The organism is Streptomyces lincolnensis (assembly GCF_021173675.1).
GTDB classification, from domain to species: Bacteria; Actinomycetota; Actinomycetes; order Streptomycetales; family Streptomycetaceae; genus Streptomyces; species Streptomyces lincolnensis_B.
Genome location: NZ_JAIHON010000003.1, coordinates 740,762 through 758,437 on the forward strand (window position 1 = coordinate 740,762; position 17,676 = coordinate 758,437).

Below are 17,676 nucleotides of genomic sequence, written 5' to 3' on the forward strand. Positions count from 1 at the left end.
GGCTCAGCCCTCCAGCCGTACGGCGGACAGGTCATAGGAGTTGAGCTTCAGCAGGCCCAGGTCGTGCACGCGGTCCCGGCGGGCCAGCAGCGTCTTGGGCGCGAACGCCCACAGCATGGGCCAGGTGTCCCAGATGTCGTGCTGGACGGCGGCCAGCTTCCGCTCGCGGGTGGCGTCGTCGGTCTCGGTGGCCGCGTCGGCGAGTTTGCGCTGGACGTCCGGGACGACGTACCCCATGTAGGTGTCGCGGGTGCGCTCCTTCTCGGGCGTGCCGCCGTACATGCCCTGCAGCGAGGTGAGGGCCTGGCCGGTCGGGCCCGGGAAGCCGTTGCCGATGACGTCCCAGTCGCCGCCGCGTCCCTGACGCCACTTCAGGATGTCGCCGCCCGGCTCGAACTCCAGGAGCGTGGCGCGCACGCCGATGTCGCGGAACATGTCGGCGACGGCTTCCATGACGGAGCTGTCGGCGGCGAACTCGCCGGTCTCCCAGATGATCCGGATCCGCAGCCCGTCCGCGCCCAGGGCCTTCAGGCGTGCCCGGGCCCGGCCCGGGTCGTAGGCGAACTCGCCGGTGCGTACGGCGCCTTCGAGGGCGAGGGGGACCACTCCCCGGGCCTCTTCGGCGGAGCCGGTCAGGACGTCGCGGATCAGGGAGCCGCCGTCGACGGCGAGGCTGAGGGCGCGCCGGACGCGGGCGTCGGCGAGCGGATGGGGGTTCTTCTTGCGGAAGTTGTAGAAGAGCTGGCAGATACGGGTCCCGGAGGTCTCCTGGAGTGCGACGCCCGGCAGGCCGGTCAGCTGCTCGGCGGAGTCCGGAGTGAGTGTGTCGACGACGTCCAGCTCGCCGCTGCGCAGGGCGATGACGCGGCTGGACTCCTCGGGCACGAAACGGACGCGGACGGTGTCGACGTGCGGCGCGCGGCCCCAGTAGCGGGGGTTGCGGGCGAGCGTGTACTCGCCGGCGCCGCTGTTGGCCCTGGCGACCTGGTACGGGCCCGAGCCGACGCCGCTCTGCAACTCCTCGGGGCGGTTGGCGGCGGCCGGGGTGATGTGGATGCTGGCCATCAGCCCGTCGAGGCCGGGCACGGGACGCTTCGTGTGCAGCGTGAAGGTGCGCTCGCCGGTCTTCTCGACGGTGGGCAGTTCCGGGAAGAGGCTGAGAATGAAGGAGCCGTTGACCTTGCCGTACATCGTGAGGGCGGTGGCGACGTCCTCGACGGTGACGGGGCTGCCGTCGGAGTAGCACACGCCCTCGCGCAGCCGCACGCTCCAGGCGGTCGGCCCGCTCATGGTGAAGCGGTCGGCGAGGACGAGCTGCGGTTTCATGCCGGGCCCGATGCGGGTGAGGGCCTGGCGGACCGCGCGCTGCACGGTGACCGCCGCGTCGAACTGGTTGAGCTTGTTGTCCAGGCTGACGAGGGAGCGGTTCAGGCCGAGGGTGAGGGTGCCGGGACCGGGGGCTCCGGTCGGTCCGGCACAGGCGGACAGCGGGCCGAGGGCGAGGCCCGCGCCGCCGAGCGCGCTCCAGCGCAGCAGGGTGCGGCGGGTGAGGGACTCGTGGGGCGGGCGGTCCGGGGGTGCGCTTGGGGAGGTTGGGGTCATCGTCGACCTTCTCGCGTTCCGGGGTGCGACCGGCTCGTGGTGTTCGTGCGGCTCTCGCGGCGGGCCGGGGCGGGCCCGACAGCGGGAAGCGAACGGTGTCGCGCCGGAAAAGGTGGCACGATTGCGCGATGTGCGCAAGAGGTCTCGCGCATATCGCGCAGTCCGTGTCATCATCGGTCACCGAGGCGGCCCGACCGGGGCCGTCCGAGGAGGTACCCGTGTCCCTCGTCCCCGACCGCCGCGTACTCGCCCTCGCCGACGATCTGACCGGTGCCGCCGAGACCGCGGTGGCACTCCGCCCGCCGGCCGGGATCCTGCTCGGGCCGGTCCCGGACCCGGTCCCGGACCCGGTTCCGGTCCCTGACCAGGGCCGGGCGCTCGTGGTCGACCTCGACTCCCGGCAGTTGCCCGGCGCCGAGGCGGCACGCGCGGTGCGCGCCGTCACAGGCTCGGCCCCGGCGGGCACGGTGCTGTTCAAGAAGGTCGACTCGCTGCTGCGGGGCAACCTCGCCCCGGAGGCCACCGCCTACGCGGACGGCTGCCGCGGTGTGGTGATCGCGACCGCCCTGCCGGCGGCACAACGCACCGTGCGCGACGGCGTGGTCCGTCTGCGGGGCGTTCCGCTGCACGCGACACGCGCCTGGCAGGCGGAGTCCCGGCCGGCCCCGCGCTCCGTCCGGGACGCGCTCGGCGACCTGCCGACAGCGCCGCTGCCGCTCGCGGTCGTGCGTGGTGCGCGCCACGCGCTCCGGGACGCCATGGCTGCGCATTTCGCGCAGGGTCGGCACCCGGTGTGTGACGCGGAGACCGACGCCGACCTCGACGCGATCGCCGCGACGGCACTCGAACTGGGTCCGGGAGTACGGCTGTTGGGTACCGGCGGCCTGGCGGGCGCGCTCGGACGCGTGCTCGGGACACTCGGCGGTACCGCCGCTCCGCGGCACGCGGATCCGGCCACGCTCGCAGGGACCCTCGGGCCGCCCCGCGGTCCCACCGCCCGCGGGCGGTCGCTGCTGGTCGTCGTCGGCACCGCCGAGCCGTCGGCCGCCGAGCAGGTCTCCCGCCTCGTCGCGGAGGGCGCGCACCAGGTGCCGTTCACCGCCCACGCGTTGCTGCGCACCCGGCAACGGGTCGAGGTCCGGCCCGGTGAGGTCACCGTGGTCCGCGTCGCCGGTCGTCCGGTCCTCGCACAGGCCCGCCGACTCGCCGCCGCGCTCGCCGACACCGTCGCCGAGGCCGCGCACGACGGCGACCTGGTCCTGATCGGGGGCGAGACCGCCCGCCGGGTCCTGGACGCCCTGAGCATCACCCACCTGCGGCCCGTCGGCCAGATCCACCACGGCGCCGTGCTCTCCCACACCCCTGACGGCCGCCGGGTCGTCACCCGGCCCGGCAGCTACGGCGAGGCCGACTCACTGCTGCGCATCACCCGGGCCCTGCGCCCCGGCGGCGCACCTCTCGTTCCGACCGACCCCACAGGAGTAACCCCGTGAACGCTGCCCCCACTGCCGCCCCCGCCGAGCAGACCGCGTCCGGCGCACGCGCGCTCCCGGTCATCGCCGTGACCATGGGCGACGGCGCCGGCATCGGACCGGAGGTCATCGTGCCGGCACTGCTGCACCCCGACACGCTGCGCCGCTGCCGTCCCGTGGTCGTGGGCGACGCCGAACGCCTGCGCCGGGCGGCCGGCATCCTCGGCGTCGCGTGCGAGATCGTTCCGGTCGAGAGTCCCGCACAGGCGGAGTTCACGCCCGGCCGCGTCAACATCGTCGACCTCGGTCTGCTCCCCGCCGACCTGCCCTGGGGCGAGCTGTCCGCCGTGGCGGGCGACGCCGCCTACCAGTACGTGCGCGTCGCCGCCGACCTCGCGCTGCGTGGCGAGGTACAGGGCATCTGCACGGCACCGCTGAACAAGGAGGCGCTGCACGCAGGCGGCCACCTGTTCCCCGGCCACACCGAACTCCTCGCCCACCTCACGGGCGTCGAGGAGGTGTCGATGATGCTGTCGACACCGAAGGTGAAGGTCATTCACGTCACCACGCACATCGGGCTGATCGACGCCGTCAACCGCATCGAGCCCGGCCTGGTGGAGCGCACCGTGCGCCGCGGCCACGAGGCGATGGTGCGCGCCGGGGTCCCGAACCCGGTGATCGGCGTGTGCGGCATCAACCCGCACGCCGGCGAGAACGGTCTGTTCGGATACGGCGAGGAGGAGACGAAGATCGTTCCCGCGCTGGAGGCCCTCCGCGCCGACGCCATCGACGCGCGCGGCCCGCTGCCCGCGGACACGGCGTTCTTCCTGGCCTCGCGCGGCGACTACGACCTCATCGTCGCGATGTACCACGACCAGGGGCACGGCCCCGTCAAGGTCCTGGGCATCGAGACCGGCGTCAACCTCACCGTCGGCCTCCCCGTGATCCGCACCTCCGTCGACCACGGCACCGCCTTCGACATCGCGGGGACCGGACGCGCCGAGGCCGGTAGCATGGTCGAGGCTCTGCGCCAGGCCGCAGAGATGTCCGCCGCCCCGCCCGCCGGCTGACCGGTGGGCATAGCCACCCGCACCGCATGACAGGGCACCACGGGACACCAGAGGAACGAACACCGATGCCTGCGATCGGCTCCAAGGCCCGGCGCGACCGGATCGTCCACCTCGCCACCACCACCGGCCTGGCGAGTGTCGAAGAACTTTCCAGACGGTTCGGCGTCACCGCCTCGACCATCCGCCGCGACCTGGCCAAGCTCACCAACGACGGCCGGCTCGCACGCACCTACGGCGGTGCGATGGCACTCACCGCCCACCCGGAGGCCTCGCTGCGCCAGCGCATCGGCGAGGCGTTCCCGGCGAAGCAGGCCATCGCCCGCTGGGCGGCTCAAGAGGTCAGACCGGGCGAGAACCTACTGCTCGACGCGGGCTCCACGGTCGGGGCGCTCGCCCACGAACTGCGCACCGTCAAGGACATCACCGTCGCGACCACCGGCCTGACCGCGCTGCAGGCGCTGTCCGACGTCGAGACGATCCATGTGGAGTGCCTGGGCGGCACACTGCGCCCGCTGAGCCAGGGCTTCGTCGGACCGCTCACCGAGGCGGCGCTGGAACGCATGACCTTCGACCGCGTCTTCCTCGGCACCGACGGCATCTCACCCGAACACGGCATCTGCGAAGCCGACTTGCGCCAAACGCGGCTCAAGGAACTGATGTCCCAGCGCGCCGACCACGTCTACGTCCTCGCGCACGCCGCGAAGCTCGGCCGTCGCCCCTTCCACGCCTGGACCCCTCTGCGCGAGGGCTGGACCCTCGTGACGGACGACTCCGCGGACCCTCGTGTCCTGGACGAGCTGCGGGCCAGGGGCATGACCATCGTCCTGACCCAACCGGCACCGATGACCGAACATCCCTGAACTCCGGTCTGTCGAGCGGACATTCGGTCTGCGCGGTCCTGCCGGCCGCGGACACGGCCGGGGCGGCGACAGCCGCCCCGTCACTGCGGAGGCCGCACCGACTCCTGGATCACCAACTGGGTGCTCAGGACCACGTGATCGTCGCCCTGATGGTGTCCTCACGGTCGAGCGCCAGGCGTACGGCGGTCCGTCCCAGTTCCTCGTACGGGACCCGGACCGTGGTGAGGGCCGGTGTCAGGTCCGCGGCGTGGGGGACGTCGCGCACCCGGCGGTATCCCGAGGCGCGGGTGTACAGGCCGGACAGGTCGAGGTCCTCCTCGTACGGGAGCGAGTGGGCACGCGGCGCGGTGAGATGGCCGTCGTGGCGCTGTTCGGCGAGGAGGTGCGAGGTGGCCTGGAACGCGCCGCCCCGGTTGTCGTAGTCGACCACGGTCGCGTGACGTGCAGATGGGAGCGCGGATGCGCGCAGCCACCTGCGCGACGGCGGCTTCTGGACGCGCATCTCGCGCCCTTCGCCGGCTCCTAAGCCTTTTGGCGCAGCAGGTCGGGGCGGGCTCGGTCAGGGGGTTCCTGTCTCACCGTTGTCATATTTCTTCTGACGGCCCGCTGAGCCCGCCGCACCACCCGCGAGTGCCGAATCGAAGTGACCACGCATTCGCGACCTCGCCTCGACGCATCACCAGCCGGCCCCGGCGCCGCAACGGGCTCCGTCGACGGTCCGCCGACGTGATCAGGCGGAGATTTCGTGAAGAGTCGGCAGTGGCGTCCACGACAAGCAGAGCATGACGAGTGCGACCTGTCATGTACCAGATCAGTGGCATTTCACTCGGGAGTTGCGGATGAAGCGTTTGCGGAGAACACAGCTGCTGGGCCTTGGTGTCATGGCGCTGATGCTCGGGATGGTCGCCGCGCCCGCCGCCCAGGCGGCACCGGCTGGGGCGGCCGCGCCCAGCGCCGTTGAGTGCAGTGGCAGTTGGGACGGCAAGACGTATTGGGCCAAGAGTCCCTCGGGGGCCAACGGCGGCGGCTACGCGCGTACCTACTGGAACGCCTCGACCAAGCGCAACTGTGCGAAGTTCTGGTCCAGTCCCTACGACGGGCTGGCGTCGAACATCAAGCTGTACCTCCACGACGAGAGCGGCGACTACATAGCCGACCCGCCGCCGGAACACCCGGAGAACTACCACTACTACGCGGGCCCGCTCTACACCTGGTTCGATGCGACCGGTCACTGCATCCACCTGAGCGGCTCGCTGGTCCGGGGCGGGGTGACCTACCGCCTCAGCACCGGGGACATCCGCTGCGGCTGACCTCTGGTCGTGTCCCCCCCGCAACCCGCATGTGACGGCGCGCTGTCGGCTGGTCCTGGGCGAGGTTCCTCGGCCGCGAACGAACGGGCCAGGGGCGGGATCACGAGGTCGAGGGTGCCGGTGCTCGGGACCGCGACGGTCTGCGCGTCGCGCGCGTCGAGCACTTCGTCGGTCAACCGCTGGGTCATGCGTGGGACTTGGGCCGGAACACCTCAACCAGCTTGCGGCGTCCGGCTTTCCGCAGGGCGGCTGACGATCCGTAGCGTTCCAGCAGCCAGATCACCACGGGGTGGTCCAAGCGCGGGCCCGGAACGCGCTCCAGGCTGGGGTGGAACGGGGTGAGCAGGCCGTGTATCCGGTGCGAGGTGCGGGTCGCCTCGGGCCGCGCGGGCGGTCGATCTGGCGATAGCGTGATCCTCATGACGGCTGAAGACGAGGTGTTGGTCGGCGGCATGATGAACGCGGGGGCGGTCTTCCGCCGGGGGGAGTTGGTGGAGCGACCGGCGCCGCGCAACGCGCACGCCCTGCATGCCTATCTCCGTGCGTTGAAGGAGCACGGCTTCGACGCGGCGCCGACCCCTGTCGGTCTCACCGCGGATGGCCGTGAGCAGCTGACTTTCATCCGTGGTGACGTGGCTCTGCCACCGTTCCCGGACTGGGCGATGACGAGTTCCGCCCTCGCATCGGTGGGGAGCCTGCTGCGGCGTCTGCATGCGACCAGCGCGGCCGTCGCGGTCGACACCCGCGCCGCGTGGCCCCCGGACCTCGCCGACCCGGAGGGGGGAACGATGTTGTGCCACAACGATGTGTGCCCGGACAACGTCGTCTTCCGTGACGGTCGCGCCGCGGCCCTGATCGATTTCGACCTGGCGGCCCCGGGCCGTGCCCTCTGGGACGTCGCCATGACCGCCCGCTATTGGGTGCCGATGCTTGATCCCCGGTCCGCGGCCGCCTTCTATCCTCCCGGGCTGGATGCGGCCGCACGGCTGCGGATTCTCGCCGACAGCTACGGCCTCTCGGCGCGGGACCGCGCCGAGTTGCCCGGCGTCATCGAGCAGGCCACGGAGGTCTGCCGGGCCTTCGTCGCCCGCCGCGTCACCGGCGGAGATCCCGTCTATCTCCAGGCGTTGGCCGAGCGTGGTGGATGGGAACGCTGGGATCGCATGCAGACCTGGCTGGTGGACCACCGTCAGACGTTCACAGCTGCCCTGCTGAACTGACCGGCGTAGACGTGCGCAGCATGCCGGCGCTTGCACGTGCCGTCGTGCCCGGCACAACGGCTGCGAGGGGATCGCGCGACCACCTGCGGATCACGGTCCAGCAGGATCAGCCGGTCCTTCTCACGTCACGGCTCCCACGCGGGCGGGCGCGACCTGCCCTGCCTGGTCCTGGACCTCGACGCCACCCTGGTCACCTACCACTCCGAGAAGGAGCAGGCAGCCGCCACCTACAAGCGCGGCCCCCCGTGATCGGCCCAGTTCAGCTCAGCCACGCCAACCGAAACGGGGAGGCTAGTGGCACATCCCGGTGCCGTCAGGAAGGTTCCGCGGGCGTGGGCCCCAGAGCGCGGATCGCGAGATCGATCGCGGCGGTCAGACGCTCGATGTCGTGGCCGGCGCGTTCCCGCACCCGCAGGCCGAGCACCGTGGTGAACAGCAGTTCCACGGCGTCGTCGATGTCGAGGCCGGCGGTCAGTTCGCCACGGTCACGGCCCTCGGCCAGGGCTGAGCGCAGGGCCCGCTGGGTGACCTCGAAGGCGGCCTCGGTCCGCTGACGGACCTTTTCGTCGGTGGTGCCGAGCTCGGTGGCGGCGTTGACCACGAAGCACCCGCGGCCGGGCGTGCCGTCGGCCGGGCAGGTGACCAGCCACAGCATCCATTCCCGCAGCACCTCCCGTACGGGACGGTCCGCCGCGTCCAGCCGCTGCCGGGCCTGAGCCGACTCGGTGGCCCGGTAGTGGTCGAGCGCGCGCAGGAACAGCGTGTGCTTGTCCGTGAACGTCCGGTACAGGCTGCTGGGCGTGAGTTCCAGCTCGTCACCCAGGTCGCGCACCGAGGTGGCGTGGTAACCGCGTTGCCAGAACAGCTCGGTGGCCGACGTGACCGCGGATCAAGTCCGCCCCGAAGGCTGTGGAAGCGGCCTCCTCGCTGTGGGTGGCGGTGTTCAACCTGTCCATCGGTCTCGGTGCGCTGGTCGGCGGCGTCATCGTCGACACGCTCACCCTCCAGGGCGCGCTGTGGCTCGGCGGCGCCTGCGCGCCCTCCTCGCGCCCTGGCGATCCGGACAGCCCGCCCCGACGACGCCCTGCGATGACCGAGCCCATCACAGGGCCCATCGGGGTACGTAGCCACAGGGCGCCGGCCGGCGTGCCCTTCGGACGGACGAGGCTACTTTCGAAACACGTCCTGGGCCGCGATACGGTTCAGTATCGTCTGCCCGATGTCCCGTAGCTGTGTCAGCTGTTCGGGGCTGAGCGCGTCGATCACCAGGTCGCGGACCGTCTCCACGTGGCCGGGCGCGGAGGCTACGACCTTGGCGTAGCCCTCGTCGGTGAGCCGGGCCTCGGTGTAGCGGCCGTTGTGGGAACAAGGGGCGCGGCGCACCCAGCCGCGTTCCTCCAGGCGCTTGACCACGTGCGAGAGCCGGGACAGGGACGCCGTGCTCAGGCAGGCCAGATCGCTCATCCGCAGGGTGTGGTGCGCGGACTCGGAGAGGGCGGCCATGACCACGTACTCGAAGTGCGTGATCCCGGCGTCGCGCTGCATCTGGCCGTCCAGGGCGGAGGGGAGCCGCAGCAGCACCCCGACCAGGGCGTGCCAGGCCTCCCGCTCGGCCGCGTCCAGCCAGCGGGGCCCGCTCGCCGTGTCGTCGGGGCCGTCGTGCATGGGCGCAGTCTAGGTGATCGCTTGACCCTTCAAGTCAAGGCCGTCTAGGTTGTGGTTGAAGCGTCAAGTCAGGCGCCGCCCGCGCTGGGACGCACCCAAGGACTGGTATGAACTCCATCCTCAACCCCGAGGTGCCCGGTGGGGCGTACGACCGGTTCCTGGTCGACGCGATACCGCGGGCCCGCACCCAGCGCCCCTGGACACCCGAGGACGGACCGCTGCCCGCGCTCTACCTCAGTCATGGGGCACCCCCGCTCTTCGACGACGGGCCGTGGCTGTGCGAACTGTTCGAGTGGGCGCAGTCCCTGCCCAAGCCGAAGAGCATCCTGATCGTGTCCGCGCACTGGGAGTCCGCCCCGCTGTCCTTGTCCGCACCGGCCGCGCACACCCCGCTCGTCTACGACTTCGGGGGCTTCCACCCGCGCTACTACACGATGCGGTACGACACCCCCGACGCGACCGTGCTCGCCCGCCGGGTCGCCGGAACCATGCCGGACGGCGAACCGGTCCACCAGCACGCCGGCCGAGGGCTCGACCACGGGGCCTGGGTGCCGCTGATGGCCATGTACCCGCTGGCCGACATCCCCGTACTACAGCTCAGCATGCCCACCCAGGATCCCGAGCGGCTCCTCGACATCGGCGCGCGGCTGAGGCCGTTGACCGAGGAGGGCGTGCTGGTGATCGGGTCCGGCTTTATGACGCACGGGCTGCCGTTCATCACCCGTGCGATGCTCGAAGGCCAAGTCCCGGGCTGGTCCGCCGACTTCGACGCCTGGTCCGCCGACGCCCTCGCACGCGGCGCCGTGGACGAACTCGCCGCGTTCCGGACGAGGGCGCCCGGTATGCCGTACGCCCATTCGGCCGTCGACCACTACATCCCGCTGTTCATCACCCTGGGCGCCGCCGCGCACCCCGACCGGCCGGTGCGGACCACCGTCGAGGGGTACACGGTCGGCTTCTCCAAGCGCTCGTTCCAGACCGCTGTGTGACACCGACCGCGGTGTGACACCGGCGTCCGTGTGACGACAACACCGAATCAGATCGCCTTCATTCGGGAAACGAACATGACCGAAGCCGCAGACCGGATCATCGACGCCCTGCGCAGCGGGCACGACCACCTCGCCGCCGTGGTGCACAAACTCACCGCCGCCGATCTCACCCGCCCGTCCGGCGCGTCGGAGTGGGACATCTCCCAGGTGCTCAGCCATCTGGGCAGCGGCGCCGAAATCGGCCTGGCCGCACTGGAGGGCGCGTCTGGCGGTACGGGTGCCCCCGACGGCGACTTCAACAAGTCGGTGTGGGCCCGCTGGGACGCGATGACCCCGGCCGAGCGCGCCGAAGGCTTCGTCACCGCCAACCAGGCGCTGGTCGAACGCTACGAGGGCCTCGACGCGGGGGCCCGCAGCGACCTCCGGATCGACCTCGGCTTCCTGCCCGCGCCGGTGGACGTGGCGACCGCGGCGGGGCTCCGGCTCGGTGAGTTCACCCACCACACGTGGGACGTCGAGGCGGCCTTCGACCCGTCGACGCCCCTGGCGTCCGCCGCGACCGGGCCGCTCCTCGACCAGGCCGGCATGCTGCTGGGCTTCATCGGCAAGGCGGACGCCCTGGAGAACCGCCCCGTCGCCGTCGCGGTGCACACCACAGCACCCGAGCGAGCCTTCGGTCTCTCGATCGGCGAGACGGTCGCGCTCACCGGCGAACCCGAGAACGCCGACGCCGTGCTGACGGCCCCCGCCGAGTGGTGGCTGCGACTCGTCACCGGCCGCCACGCCCCCGCCCACACCCCGCCCTCCGTGACCCTCACCGGCGACACCGTCACCCTCGACGACCTGCGCAGGGTCTTCCCCGGGTTCTGAGCCCGGCGGCCGAGGCAACAGGCACGGAACACGCCTGAGCGCCCGCGCGGATAGGCGGGATGGAGACCCAGGCAGCGAGGAGGGCACAGGTCTCCTTGATCATGGAGTTGCGACGCTCTGTGTTCACCGGGGGAACCTGTGCCCGTGCTGCCGGCCAGCCTGGCTGACCGGCCCGCTGTGGGACCAATTCGCTGCCTTGCTGCCCGAGCGCCCGACGGTCGATCCGTCCCGCCCACTGGGGTGCCATCCGCAACCGCCGTGACGAGTGGATCCGGCTCGGCGTCTTCACCCGGCTACGGGATCCCGCTCGGCCGGGTCCTGGCCGGGGCCAACCGCCACGACTCGCCGCTTCGCCGCTGTTCGCGCCGACGCCGGATCTCCACTTCCTGGACCTCCTGGACGGCCTCGGACCTCTGCCGACGGCATCACGGTGCACCTGGAGAGCGCACCCACGCCTGGCAGAACGCCTTCCACCGCCCTGCCCACTGCTACAGGCTCCGCTCGACCGTCGTCAACGCCTGCTTTGACCTCGCGGACACGATCATCACCGTCCGCAGTCCCATCCGCCGAGCCTGGACCACCCACCGCTGGGCCCCCGCCCTCGGTGCCGCCCATGACGGATCACCAATTCACCAGGGCACGGGAGCTCCGTCCCAGGAGAAGAAGCCACCGGCGGGGCCGTCGTCCGGCAGCAGGGCCAGGCGGAGGGCACCCTGCGCTGCTTCGGCCGGGTCGTCGCCGGCAGCGGCGGCCCCGGGGGGTGAGATCGGTGGCCCGCAGGCCGGGGGCGAGGCGTTGACCTTGAAGCCGTCCTCGGCCAGCGTCTGGGCGTAGAAGACGGTGAGGGCGTTGAGGGCGGCCTTGGACGACCGGTAGGCGGCGGCGCCACCGCTTCCCGGGGTGAACTGGGGATTGGGGTTCGTACTCCAGGTCAACGACGCGGTGCCACTGGAGATGTTGACGATGCGCGGATGCGGGGACCGGCGCAGGGCGGGCAGGAAGGCATTGGTCACCGCCGCCACCCCGAACACGTTGGTCTCGTAAGTGCGCCGGAACTCCTCGACGCCGGTGTCGGCCGGCGGGGCCAGCGACGGTGCGATGCCGGCGTTGTTGACCAGCACGTCCAGGCGGTCCACCTGGGCCGCGGCCTGTGCGATGCCGTCGGGATCGGTCACGTCGAGGACCAGCAGCCGGGCGCCGGCGCCGATCTCCTCGACGGCCCGCTGTCCGCGCCCCGGGTCGCGGGAGCCCACGTACACGGTGAGGCCCTCGGCCGCGAGCAGCCGGGCGATGTGCTTGCCGATGCCCTTGTCGGCACCGGTGACCAGAGCTGTGCGATCGTTCATGGCAACTACGGTCCTCCGGCGGTGGGCGCCCCGCCAGGGACAACCTGTACCAGGCAGGCGGCGGGAGGCGGCATGGCACGGCAGGAACTGGCCCGCTTCCTGCGGGACCGCCGGGCGGGCCTGCACCCGCACGAGATCGGTCTGACGACGACGGACACCGCCCGCCGCACGCCGGGCCTGCGCCGCGAAGAGGTGGCGGACCTCGCCCACATGTCGGTCGACTACTACACGCGGCTGGAGCAGGCCCGCGGACCGCGGCCGTCGGCCCGGATCCTGGACGCGCTGGCTCAGGCGCTGCGGCTCACACCGGCCGAGCGCAGCCACCTGTTCCGCCTGGCGGGATCGAGCGCGCCGCCCGGCAGCCACGTCGTGCGGCGGGTACGCCCGCACGTGGCCCGGATGCTGGAGCGACTGCCGCAGACCGCCGCCATCGTCACCGACGCGGCGTACGGCGTCGTCGCCTGGAACCCCCTGGCCCAAGCTCTGCTCGGCGGTGACCTCGCAGGTGGGACGACAAACCTGGCCCGGCGCCGCTTCCTGGGCCAGGGACGGATGCACGAGGGCGCCGGCGCCGAGGAGTTCGGGCACATCGTGGTGGCGCGACTACGCCGGGCCGCCGACCGCTACCCGCAGGACCCGCAGTTGACCGCGCTCCTGGCCGAACTGCACGCCGGCAGCGAGGAGTTCCGGCAGATCTGGCAGATACGTCCGGTCCACGCTCCCGGGCACCGCACCAAGACCATCGACCACCCGGAAGCCGGCACGCTGCGGTTGAACTGTGACGTCCTGCTCGTACCCGAGGAAGACCAGGAAGTCGTCCTGATCACGGCCGACCCCGGATCACCTGCCTCGCGGGCCCTGCACAGGCTGGCCAGGCAGGCGACCTGAAACGGAAGACGCGCGTAGGTTTCCCCAGCAGTGACAGAGCGTGGCAACTACATGATCACTCGGGCCTGTGCCCACCTTGGTACTGAGACCTTCCACGCCGCCCATCTGCACGGCCTCTTACCGTGCGCGTTTCACTCGGGGTCGTGTCCGGATCATGAGCGGCACGCCGAAAGTGTCTTCTGAGCTGAGGCGATAGGGCTTGTCCAAGGCCTCTGTCGTCTCGCGGGGTGGTCCGCTTGAGTTTTGACCTCGGTAACTATGGTTCGGCGCCGGCCAGATCCGCATGAGGTGAACTCTGCAGTTCGCATGGCATGTATTCCATCCGCGTCGGACTCGGGAAGCCCACCTCGCCGACGCGCGACCGTCTGGACGGCCCTGGACGGCGCTATCCCTACGCTCGGCCTGTCGCTGTGCAACGCGGATAATCGTGCACCAAGTCTTCACGATGCCGGACGACACCTGGGGGTACGAGGCATGCCTACGCCTGAGCAGATCTGGGCGGACGCCGATCTGCCCACCCGTCGGCTCGCCGGGCTGGCTCTCAACCCGTCCGTGCCGGAGAGCATCCTCCTGCGGCTGCTCTCCGACGCTCCGCTTGCCGCGCGGATGGTGCTGTGCCGGGACCGGATCCTGCCCGACAACGTCGTCGACGCGGTGATCGAGCACCCCGACACCTACACCCGCAGCTTCTTCGCCCGTAACTCCCATGTCGATCCGGCCCAGCGAGTTCGGCTGCTGGATGATCCCGAGTGGTTCGTCCGCGCGCACCTGGCCGAGGGACCGCGGGTGGCCGCCCCCGCCCGGCCCCGGCCCCTGCCCGACGAGGCCGTCGTCCACATGATCAGCACGTACGACGACGAACTCCTGGGCGGTTCCTTCTACCAGCAGATCTCCACCGGGCTGCGCCGAGCCATGCCCACCCATCCGATCGCGAAGGTCCGCCGCTGGGGGGTCGGCGGGTGGGCATCACTGCCCGCGGACATGCGAGCCGCCCTCCTCGCAGACCCCGACGGCGAGGTCCGGGAGACGGCTCAGCGGCATGCCCGCCTGCAGGATCCGGCGTGGGTGGAGAGCGCGCTCCCCGACCGACCGTGCCACGCCCGCACCGACCTGCTGCTCCACCGCGCCCTGAGCAGAGCCGTGGTGGACGGCGTCCTCGCCCGGCCCGTCGGCAAGGACGACAAGGCGATGATCGCCGTCAACCCCACCCTTCCTCCCGACGCGGTGGTCGTCCTGGCCGCCGACTCGGATCCGGAGATACGGGGCCGGATCGCGCAGCGCGCAGACCTCGGACCGGCCGAGTGCCGCGCACTCGTCGCCGATCCGGACCCGGACGTGCGCACGCAGGTCGCGTACCGCGCGGATCTGGGACCGGCCGAGCTCCGTACGCTCATGACGGACCCCCACCCCGACGTCCGGCTGGCCGTGTCCCTCCACCCCGCACTGAGTGAGGACGAACGGGCCCAGATCGACTACCAGGTCCCCATGGACCATCCCTTCGTCTTCCACCCCGCGCCCGAAGTGCCCCGGGATCACGAGACCATCCGCCGAGACGCACTCTCCCACCACCCACTGCTGCGCAGACAGGCAGCCAGGGACCACCTGCTGCCACCGGACCTCGTCGCACGCCTGGCCGCCGACGACGACCTCGGCGTACGCGTCCTGCTGGCCCAGAACCATCCGGACGCCCCCGCACCACTTCTGCTGCGCAGCTTCCTCGAGTACACCGGCCCCGAGCGCAGCCACCTCACCACCCGGCCGAACTTCCCGACCAACGGACTGGCCGCCTTCGCCGACCACCAGGACCCTGAGGTCCGGGCCTTGGCCGCACGCGACCCCGAAACGGAGCCGACAGCCGCGGAGCGGCTCACCCAGGACCCGAAATATGCCGTGAGGGCGGCGGCGACGCGCCACCCGAATCTTCCGCAGTCCCGGCTGGCCGTACTCCTCGACGACGAGGAGTTGGCCCACGATGCGGCTGCGAACGCGGCGCTCGACTTGGACACGATCCACCGACTGTTGAAGACGGACGGCCGGCAGGTCAGGCCGCAGGCGTAGAGGAAGCTCCGGTTGACTCCTGCGCCCACGTGGGAGTGTCGAGGGGTTCGTGGCAGGCGACGCCGCCAAGAAGGTCAAAACTCAAGCTCAGCCAGGCCGGATCCCGTCTGCTGGCCGATCTAACCGATGTCCGGGCCGACCCAATGGCGCCCCCCTGATCAGCCCCGCTCAGGCCTCTCCGGCGGCTTCCGCGGCGGGCTCCGCGTCGACGCGGAGGTGCAGCTGGTCGGCCACGCTGGTCAAGGCGGCTCCCAGGGGGAGCGCGACGCGGGTGAGGACGTGCTGATCGCCGCGCGTGGGGTCCCGGTTGACGATGACGACGGGTTTGGCGGCCTGGGTCGCCTGGCGGACGAACCGTAGCCCGGACATCACGGTCAGGGAGGAGCCCAGTACGAGAAGTGATCTCGCCTCCCGGACCAGCCGGCGGCACTGCTCGACCCGCGGAGCCGGAACCGTCTCACCGAAGAACACCACGTCCGGCTTGAGGACGCCGCCGCAGATCAGGCACGGCAGTACGCGGAAGTCGCCGACCTGCGCGTCGGTGAGGTCGGCGTCGCCGTCGGGGTTGATTCCGGCGGCTGTCGGTGCGAAGCCCGCGTTGGCCTCTTCCAGACGCAGGGCGAGTGCGCGACGCGGGCTGACGGCACCGCAGGACAGACAGACGACCCGACTCAGGCTGCCATGCAGCTCGACGACGTCCTCGCTGCCCGCGGCCTGGTGCAGGCCGTCGACGTTCTGGCTGATCACACCCGAGAGCAGTCCGTGCCGCTCGAACGCCGCCACGGCCCGGTGCCCGGCGTTGGGGCGGGCACGACCGAAGGTGCGCCAGCCGAGGTGACTGCGCGCCCAGTATCGACGACGGGCCTGGGCACTGGCGGTGAAGTCCTGATAGGTCATCGGTGTGTGACGCCCCAGACTTCCGCCCTCGCCCCGGTAGTCGGGGATGCCCGACTCCGTGGAGATACCGGCCCCGGTGAGCACGAGCACACCGCCCGCGCGCAGAAGTTCGACGACCGGCCCCAGATCCGTGGTGCCGGGCGGCAGGTCCTCGGCAGGGGTCCAGCTCAGGGTGGGACGCATGCGCATGCCGCAAGGGTACGGAATCCCGTCGCGCGCAGACATCGCCACGATAGGCGGGAGCCGCGCCGAGGCTCAACGCGCGGCCCGATGCAGCGCAGCCGAACCGCGCGCTCGATGAAGGCGAAGCCGTCGGATCGCGAGGCGGCGCAGCCCCGGGGCACGTCATGGTCTTGGGCTGCCGGGCATGCGCGGACCTGCCCCCCCGGGGCGTCGTCAGACCTCCTGGGGTTTGTAGGAGCTGGGGTCACGCAGGGCGACACGGCGCAGCAGGTCGACGGACTTGGTCACGCCCTCGACGGGACCCATGAGGACGTCCTCGTGCTCGATGCTCAGGACGCCGTCGTAGCCGGCGCGGCGCAGGGCGAGGCAGAAGGCTCGCCAGAAGGCGTCGTCGTGGCCGTAGCCGAGGGTGACGTAGTTCCAGGAGCGGTCTTTCGCGGCCATGACCGGGAGGGTCTCCAGCCTGCTGGTCAGGGACTGGCGGAGCGGTTCCAGGCGGGTGTCCTTGGCGTGCACGTGGTAGATCGCCTCGCCCAGGGCCTCGATGGCGGCGAGCGGGTCGGCTCCCATCCACATCAGGTGACTGGGGTCGAAGTTGGCGCCGACGACCGGTCCGACCTCCTCGCGCAGGCGCAGCAGGGTGGGAACGTTGTAGACGGCCTGGTGGGCGTGCATTTCGAGGCAGAGCTTGCCCACGCCCCGGTCTCGCGCGTGAGCCACGAGGTCCCGCCAGTACGGGAGCACGGCCTCGGTCCACTGCCATTCGAGGATCTGGGTGGTCTCCGGCGGCCAGGAGACGGTGATCCAGTTGGGGTTGGCGTCGCCAGGCCCTCCCGGCAGGCCGGACATCATCACCACACGGTCCACGCCGAGAAGCGGCGCGAGGGCGATCGTCCTGCGGGTGACCTGGTCGTGCTCGCGGCCGCTGGGCCCGGGGTGGAGGGGGTTGCCCGAGCAGGTGAGGGCGCTGATCGCGAGCCCCCGGTCGGTGATCTTGGCCAGCAGTCGCGGCGTGCGCGCTCGCTGTCGAGCAGCTGGTCGATGTCGACGTGCGGGGCCGTGGACCAGGCACCCGTGGCGAACTCGACGTAATCCAGGCCGAGTTCGGCAGCCAGGTCGAGTGTCTCGTGGAGCGTGAGTTGCCCGACGCTGTCGGTGTTCAGACCGATCTTCATGAGGTTCCCTGTCTCCGGTGTCGTCGTCGGGGGCGGGGTTGTCCGCCGGTGATCCGGTGATCCGGTGGTTC

General features: G+C 71.3%; 17 protein-coding genes and 2 pseudogenes. 11 read left to right on the forward strand and 8 right to left on the reverse strand.

Translation table 11 applies throughout. From position 1 onward, the window contains the following. Nucleotides 1-3 precede the first annotated feature (3 nt). Nucleotides 4-1,602, reverse strand: a complete 1,599-nt coding sequence (locus K4B79_RS10510) for an ABC transporter substrate-binding protein (RefSeq protein ID WP_232026183.1) — start codon at nt 1,600-1,602, stop codon at nt 4-6. 218 nt (nt 1,603-1,820) lie between these two features. Here K4B79_RS10510 and K4B79_RS10515 point away from each other — a divergent pair, with 218 nt between their 5' ends. From K4B79_RS10515 to K4B79_RS10525, 3 genes are all read left to right on the forward strand, one after another. Next, complete coding sequence (locus K4B79_RS10515; protein ID WP_232026184.1) at nt 1,821-3,095, forward strand: four-carbon acid sugar kinase family protein; 1,275 nt, start codon at nt 1,821-1,823, stop codon at nt 3,093-3,095. Further along, nucleotides 3,092-4,144: a 4-hydroxythreonine-4-phosphate dehydrogenase PdxA gene (gene pdxA, locus K4B79_RS10520; protein WP_232026185.1), complete on the forward strand. Its 1,053-nt coding sequence runs from the start codon at nt 3,092-3,094 to the stop codon at nt 4,142-4,144. The genes K4B79_RS10515 and pdxA overlap by 4 nt, the downstream gene beginning before the upstream one ends. A 65-nt stretch (nt 4,145-4,209) precedes the next feature. Then, nucleotides 4,210-5,004 carry a DeoR/GlpR family DNA-binding transcription regulator gene (locus K4B79_RS10525; RefSeq protein ID WP_232026186.1) on the forward strand — a complete coding sequence of 265 codons (795 nt, stop codon included), beginning with the start codon at nt 4,210-4,212 and terminating at the stop codon, nt 5,002-5,004. 124 nt (nt 5,005-5,128) lie between these two features. Here K4B79_RS10525 and K4B79_RS10530 read toward each other — a convergent pair whose 3' ends face one another. Continuing rightward, entirely contained in the window at nt 5,129-5,506 is a 378-nt protein-coding gene (locus K4B79_RS10530; protein WP_308280424.1) for a hypothetical protein, read from the reverse strand. 337 nt (nt 5,507-5,843) lie between these two features. On the opposite strand from K4B79_RS10530, the gene K4B79_RS10535 reads away from it, so the two are divergent. Then, a complete protein-coding gene (locus tag K4B79_RS10535) occupies nt 5,844-6,314 on the forward strand; it encodes a hypothetical protein (RefSeq protein ID WP_232026187.1) in 471 nt (156 codons plus the stop codon). 71 nt (nt 6,315-6,385) lie between these two features. On the opposite strand, the pseudogene K4B79_RS10540 reads toward K4B79_RS10535, so the two are convergent. After that, a pseudogene (locus tag K4B79_RS10540) lies at nt 6,386-6,693 on the reverse strand (IS110 family transposase); the annotation flags it as partial. Nucleotides 6,694-6,733: 40 nt separating this feature from the next. On the opposite strand from K4B79_RS10540, the gene K4B79_RS10545 reads away from it, so the two are divergent. Together K4B79_RS10545 and K4B79_RS47705 are read left to right on the forward strand one after the other, a co-directional pair. Beyond that, nucleotides 6,734-7,534 (forward strand): aminoglycoside phosphotransferase family protein, encoded by an 801-nt coding sequence (locus tag K4B79_RS10545; RefSeq protein WP_232026188.1) that lies wholly within the window; start codon nt 6,734-6,736, stop codon nt 7,532-7,534. A 30-nt stretch (nt 7,535-7,564) separates the two neighbouring features. Continuing rightward, nucleotides 7,565-7,783, forward strand: a complete 219-nt coding sequence (locus tag K4B79_RS47705; RefSeq protein ID WP_269463369.1) for a hypothetical protein — start codon at nt 7,565-7,567, stop codon at nt 7,781-7,783. A gap of 64 nt (nt 7,784-7,847) precedes the next feature. Here K4B79_RS47705 and K4B79_RS10555 read toward each other — a convergent pair whose 3' ends face one another. Further along, nucleotides 7,848-8,399 (reverse strand): TetR/AcrR family transcriptional regulator, encoded by a 552-nt coding sequence (locus tag K4B79_RS10555; RefSeq protein ID WP_269463361.1) that lies wholly within the window; start codon nt 8,397-8,399, stop codon nt 7,848-7,850. Between the two features lie 302 nt (nt 8,400-8,701). After that, nucleotides 8,702-9,199 (reverse strand): MarR family winged helix-turn-helix transcriptional regulator, encoded by a 498-nt coding sequence (locus K4B79_RS10560; protein WP_232026190.1) that lies wholly within the window; start codon nt 9,197-9,199, stop codon nt 8,702-8,704. A gap of 107 nt (nt 9,200-9,306) precedes the next feature. Between K4B79_RS10560 and K4B79_RS10565 the strand changes: the two genes are divergently transcribed. The 3 genes and pseudogenes from K4B79_RS10565 (at nt 9,307) to K4B79_RS10575 (ending at nt 11,675) form a co-directional block, all read left to right on the forward strand. After that, on the forward strand, nt 9,307-10,188 hold the full coding sequence (locus K4B79_RS10565) for a dioxygenase family protein (protein WP_232026191.1): 882 nt from the start codon (nt 9,307-9,309) through the stop codon (nt 10,186-10,188). Between the two features lie 75 nt (nt 10,189-10,263). After that, on the forward strand, nt 10,264-11,058 hold the full coding sequence (locus tag K4B79_RS10570; RefSeq protein WP_232026192.1) for a maleylpyruvate isomerase family mycothiol-dependent enzyme: 795 nt from the start codon (nt 10,264-10,266) through the stop codon (nt 11,056-11,058). Between the two features lie 136 nt (nt 11,059-11,194). Next, nucleotides 11,195-11,675: pseudogene (locus tag K4B79_RS10575) on the forward strand (hypothetical protein). A gap of 12 nt (nt 11,676-11,687) precedes the next feature. On the opposite strand, the gene K4B79_RS10580 reads toward K4B79_RS10575, so the two are convergent. After that, entirely contained in the window at nt 11,688-12,404 is a 717-nt protein-coding gene (locus tag K4B79_RS10580; RefSeq protein WP_232026193.1) for an SDR family oxidoreductase, read from the reverse strand. Between the two features lie 72 nt (nt 12,405-12,476). Between K4B79_RS10580 and K4B79_RS10585 the strand changes: the two genes are divergently transcribed. Both K4B79_RS10585 and K4B79_RS10590 read left to right on the forward strand, forming a co-directional pair. Further along, nucleotides 12,477-13,292, forward strand: coding sequence for a helix-turn-helix transcriptional regulator (locus K4B79_RS10585; RefSeq protein WP_232026194.1), 816 nt, complete (start codon nt 12,477-12,479; stop codon nt 13,290-13,292). Nucleotides 13,293-13,766: 474 nt separating this feature from the next. Next, nucleotides 13,767-15,350: a hypothetical protein gene (locus K4B79_RS10590; RefSeq protein WP_232026195.1), complete on the forward strand. Its 1,584-nt coding sequence runs from the start codon at nt 13,767-13,769 to the stop codon at nt 15,348-15,350. A 168-nt stretch (nt 15,351-15,518) separates the two neighbouring features. Here the strand turns inward: K4B79_RS10590 and K4B79_RS10595 are convergent, their stop codons facing one another. Together K4B79_RS10595 and K4B79_RS10600 are read right to left on the reverse strand one after the other, a co-directional pair. Next, nucleotides 15,519-16,436: an NAD-dependent protein deacetylase gene (locus tag K4B79_RS10595; RefSeq protein ID WP_232026196.1), complete on the reverse strand. Its 918-nt coding sequence runs from the start codon at nt 16,434-16,436 to the stop codon at nt 15,519-15,521. A gap of 207 nt (nt 16,437-16,643) precedes the next feature. Further along, nucleotides 16,644-17,666: a sugar phosphate isomerase/epimerase family protein gene (locus K4B79_RS10600; protein WP_308280428.1), complete on the reverse strand. Its 1,023-nt coding sequence runs from the start codon at nt 17,664-17,666 to the stop codon at nt 16,644-16,646. Between the last annotated feature and the right edge of the window lie 10 nt (nt 17,667-17,676).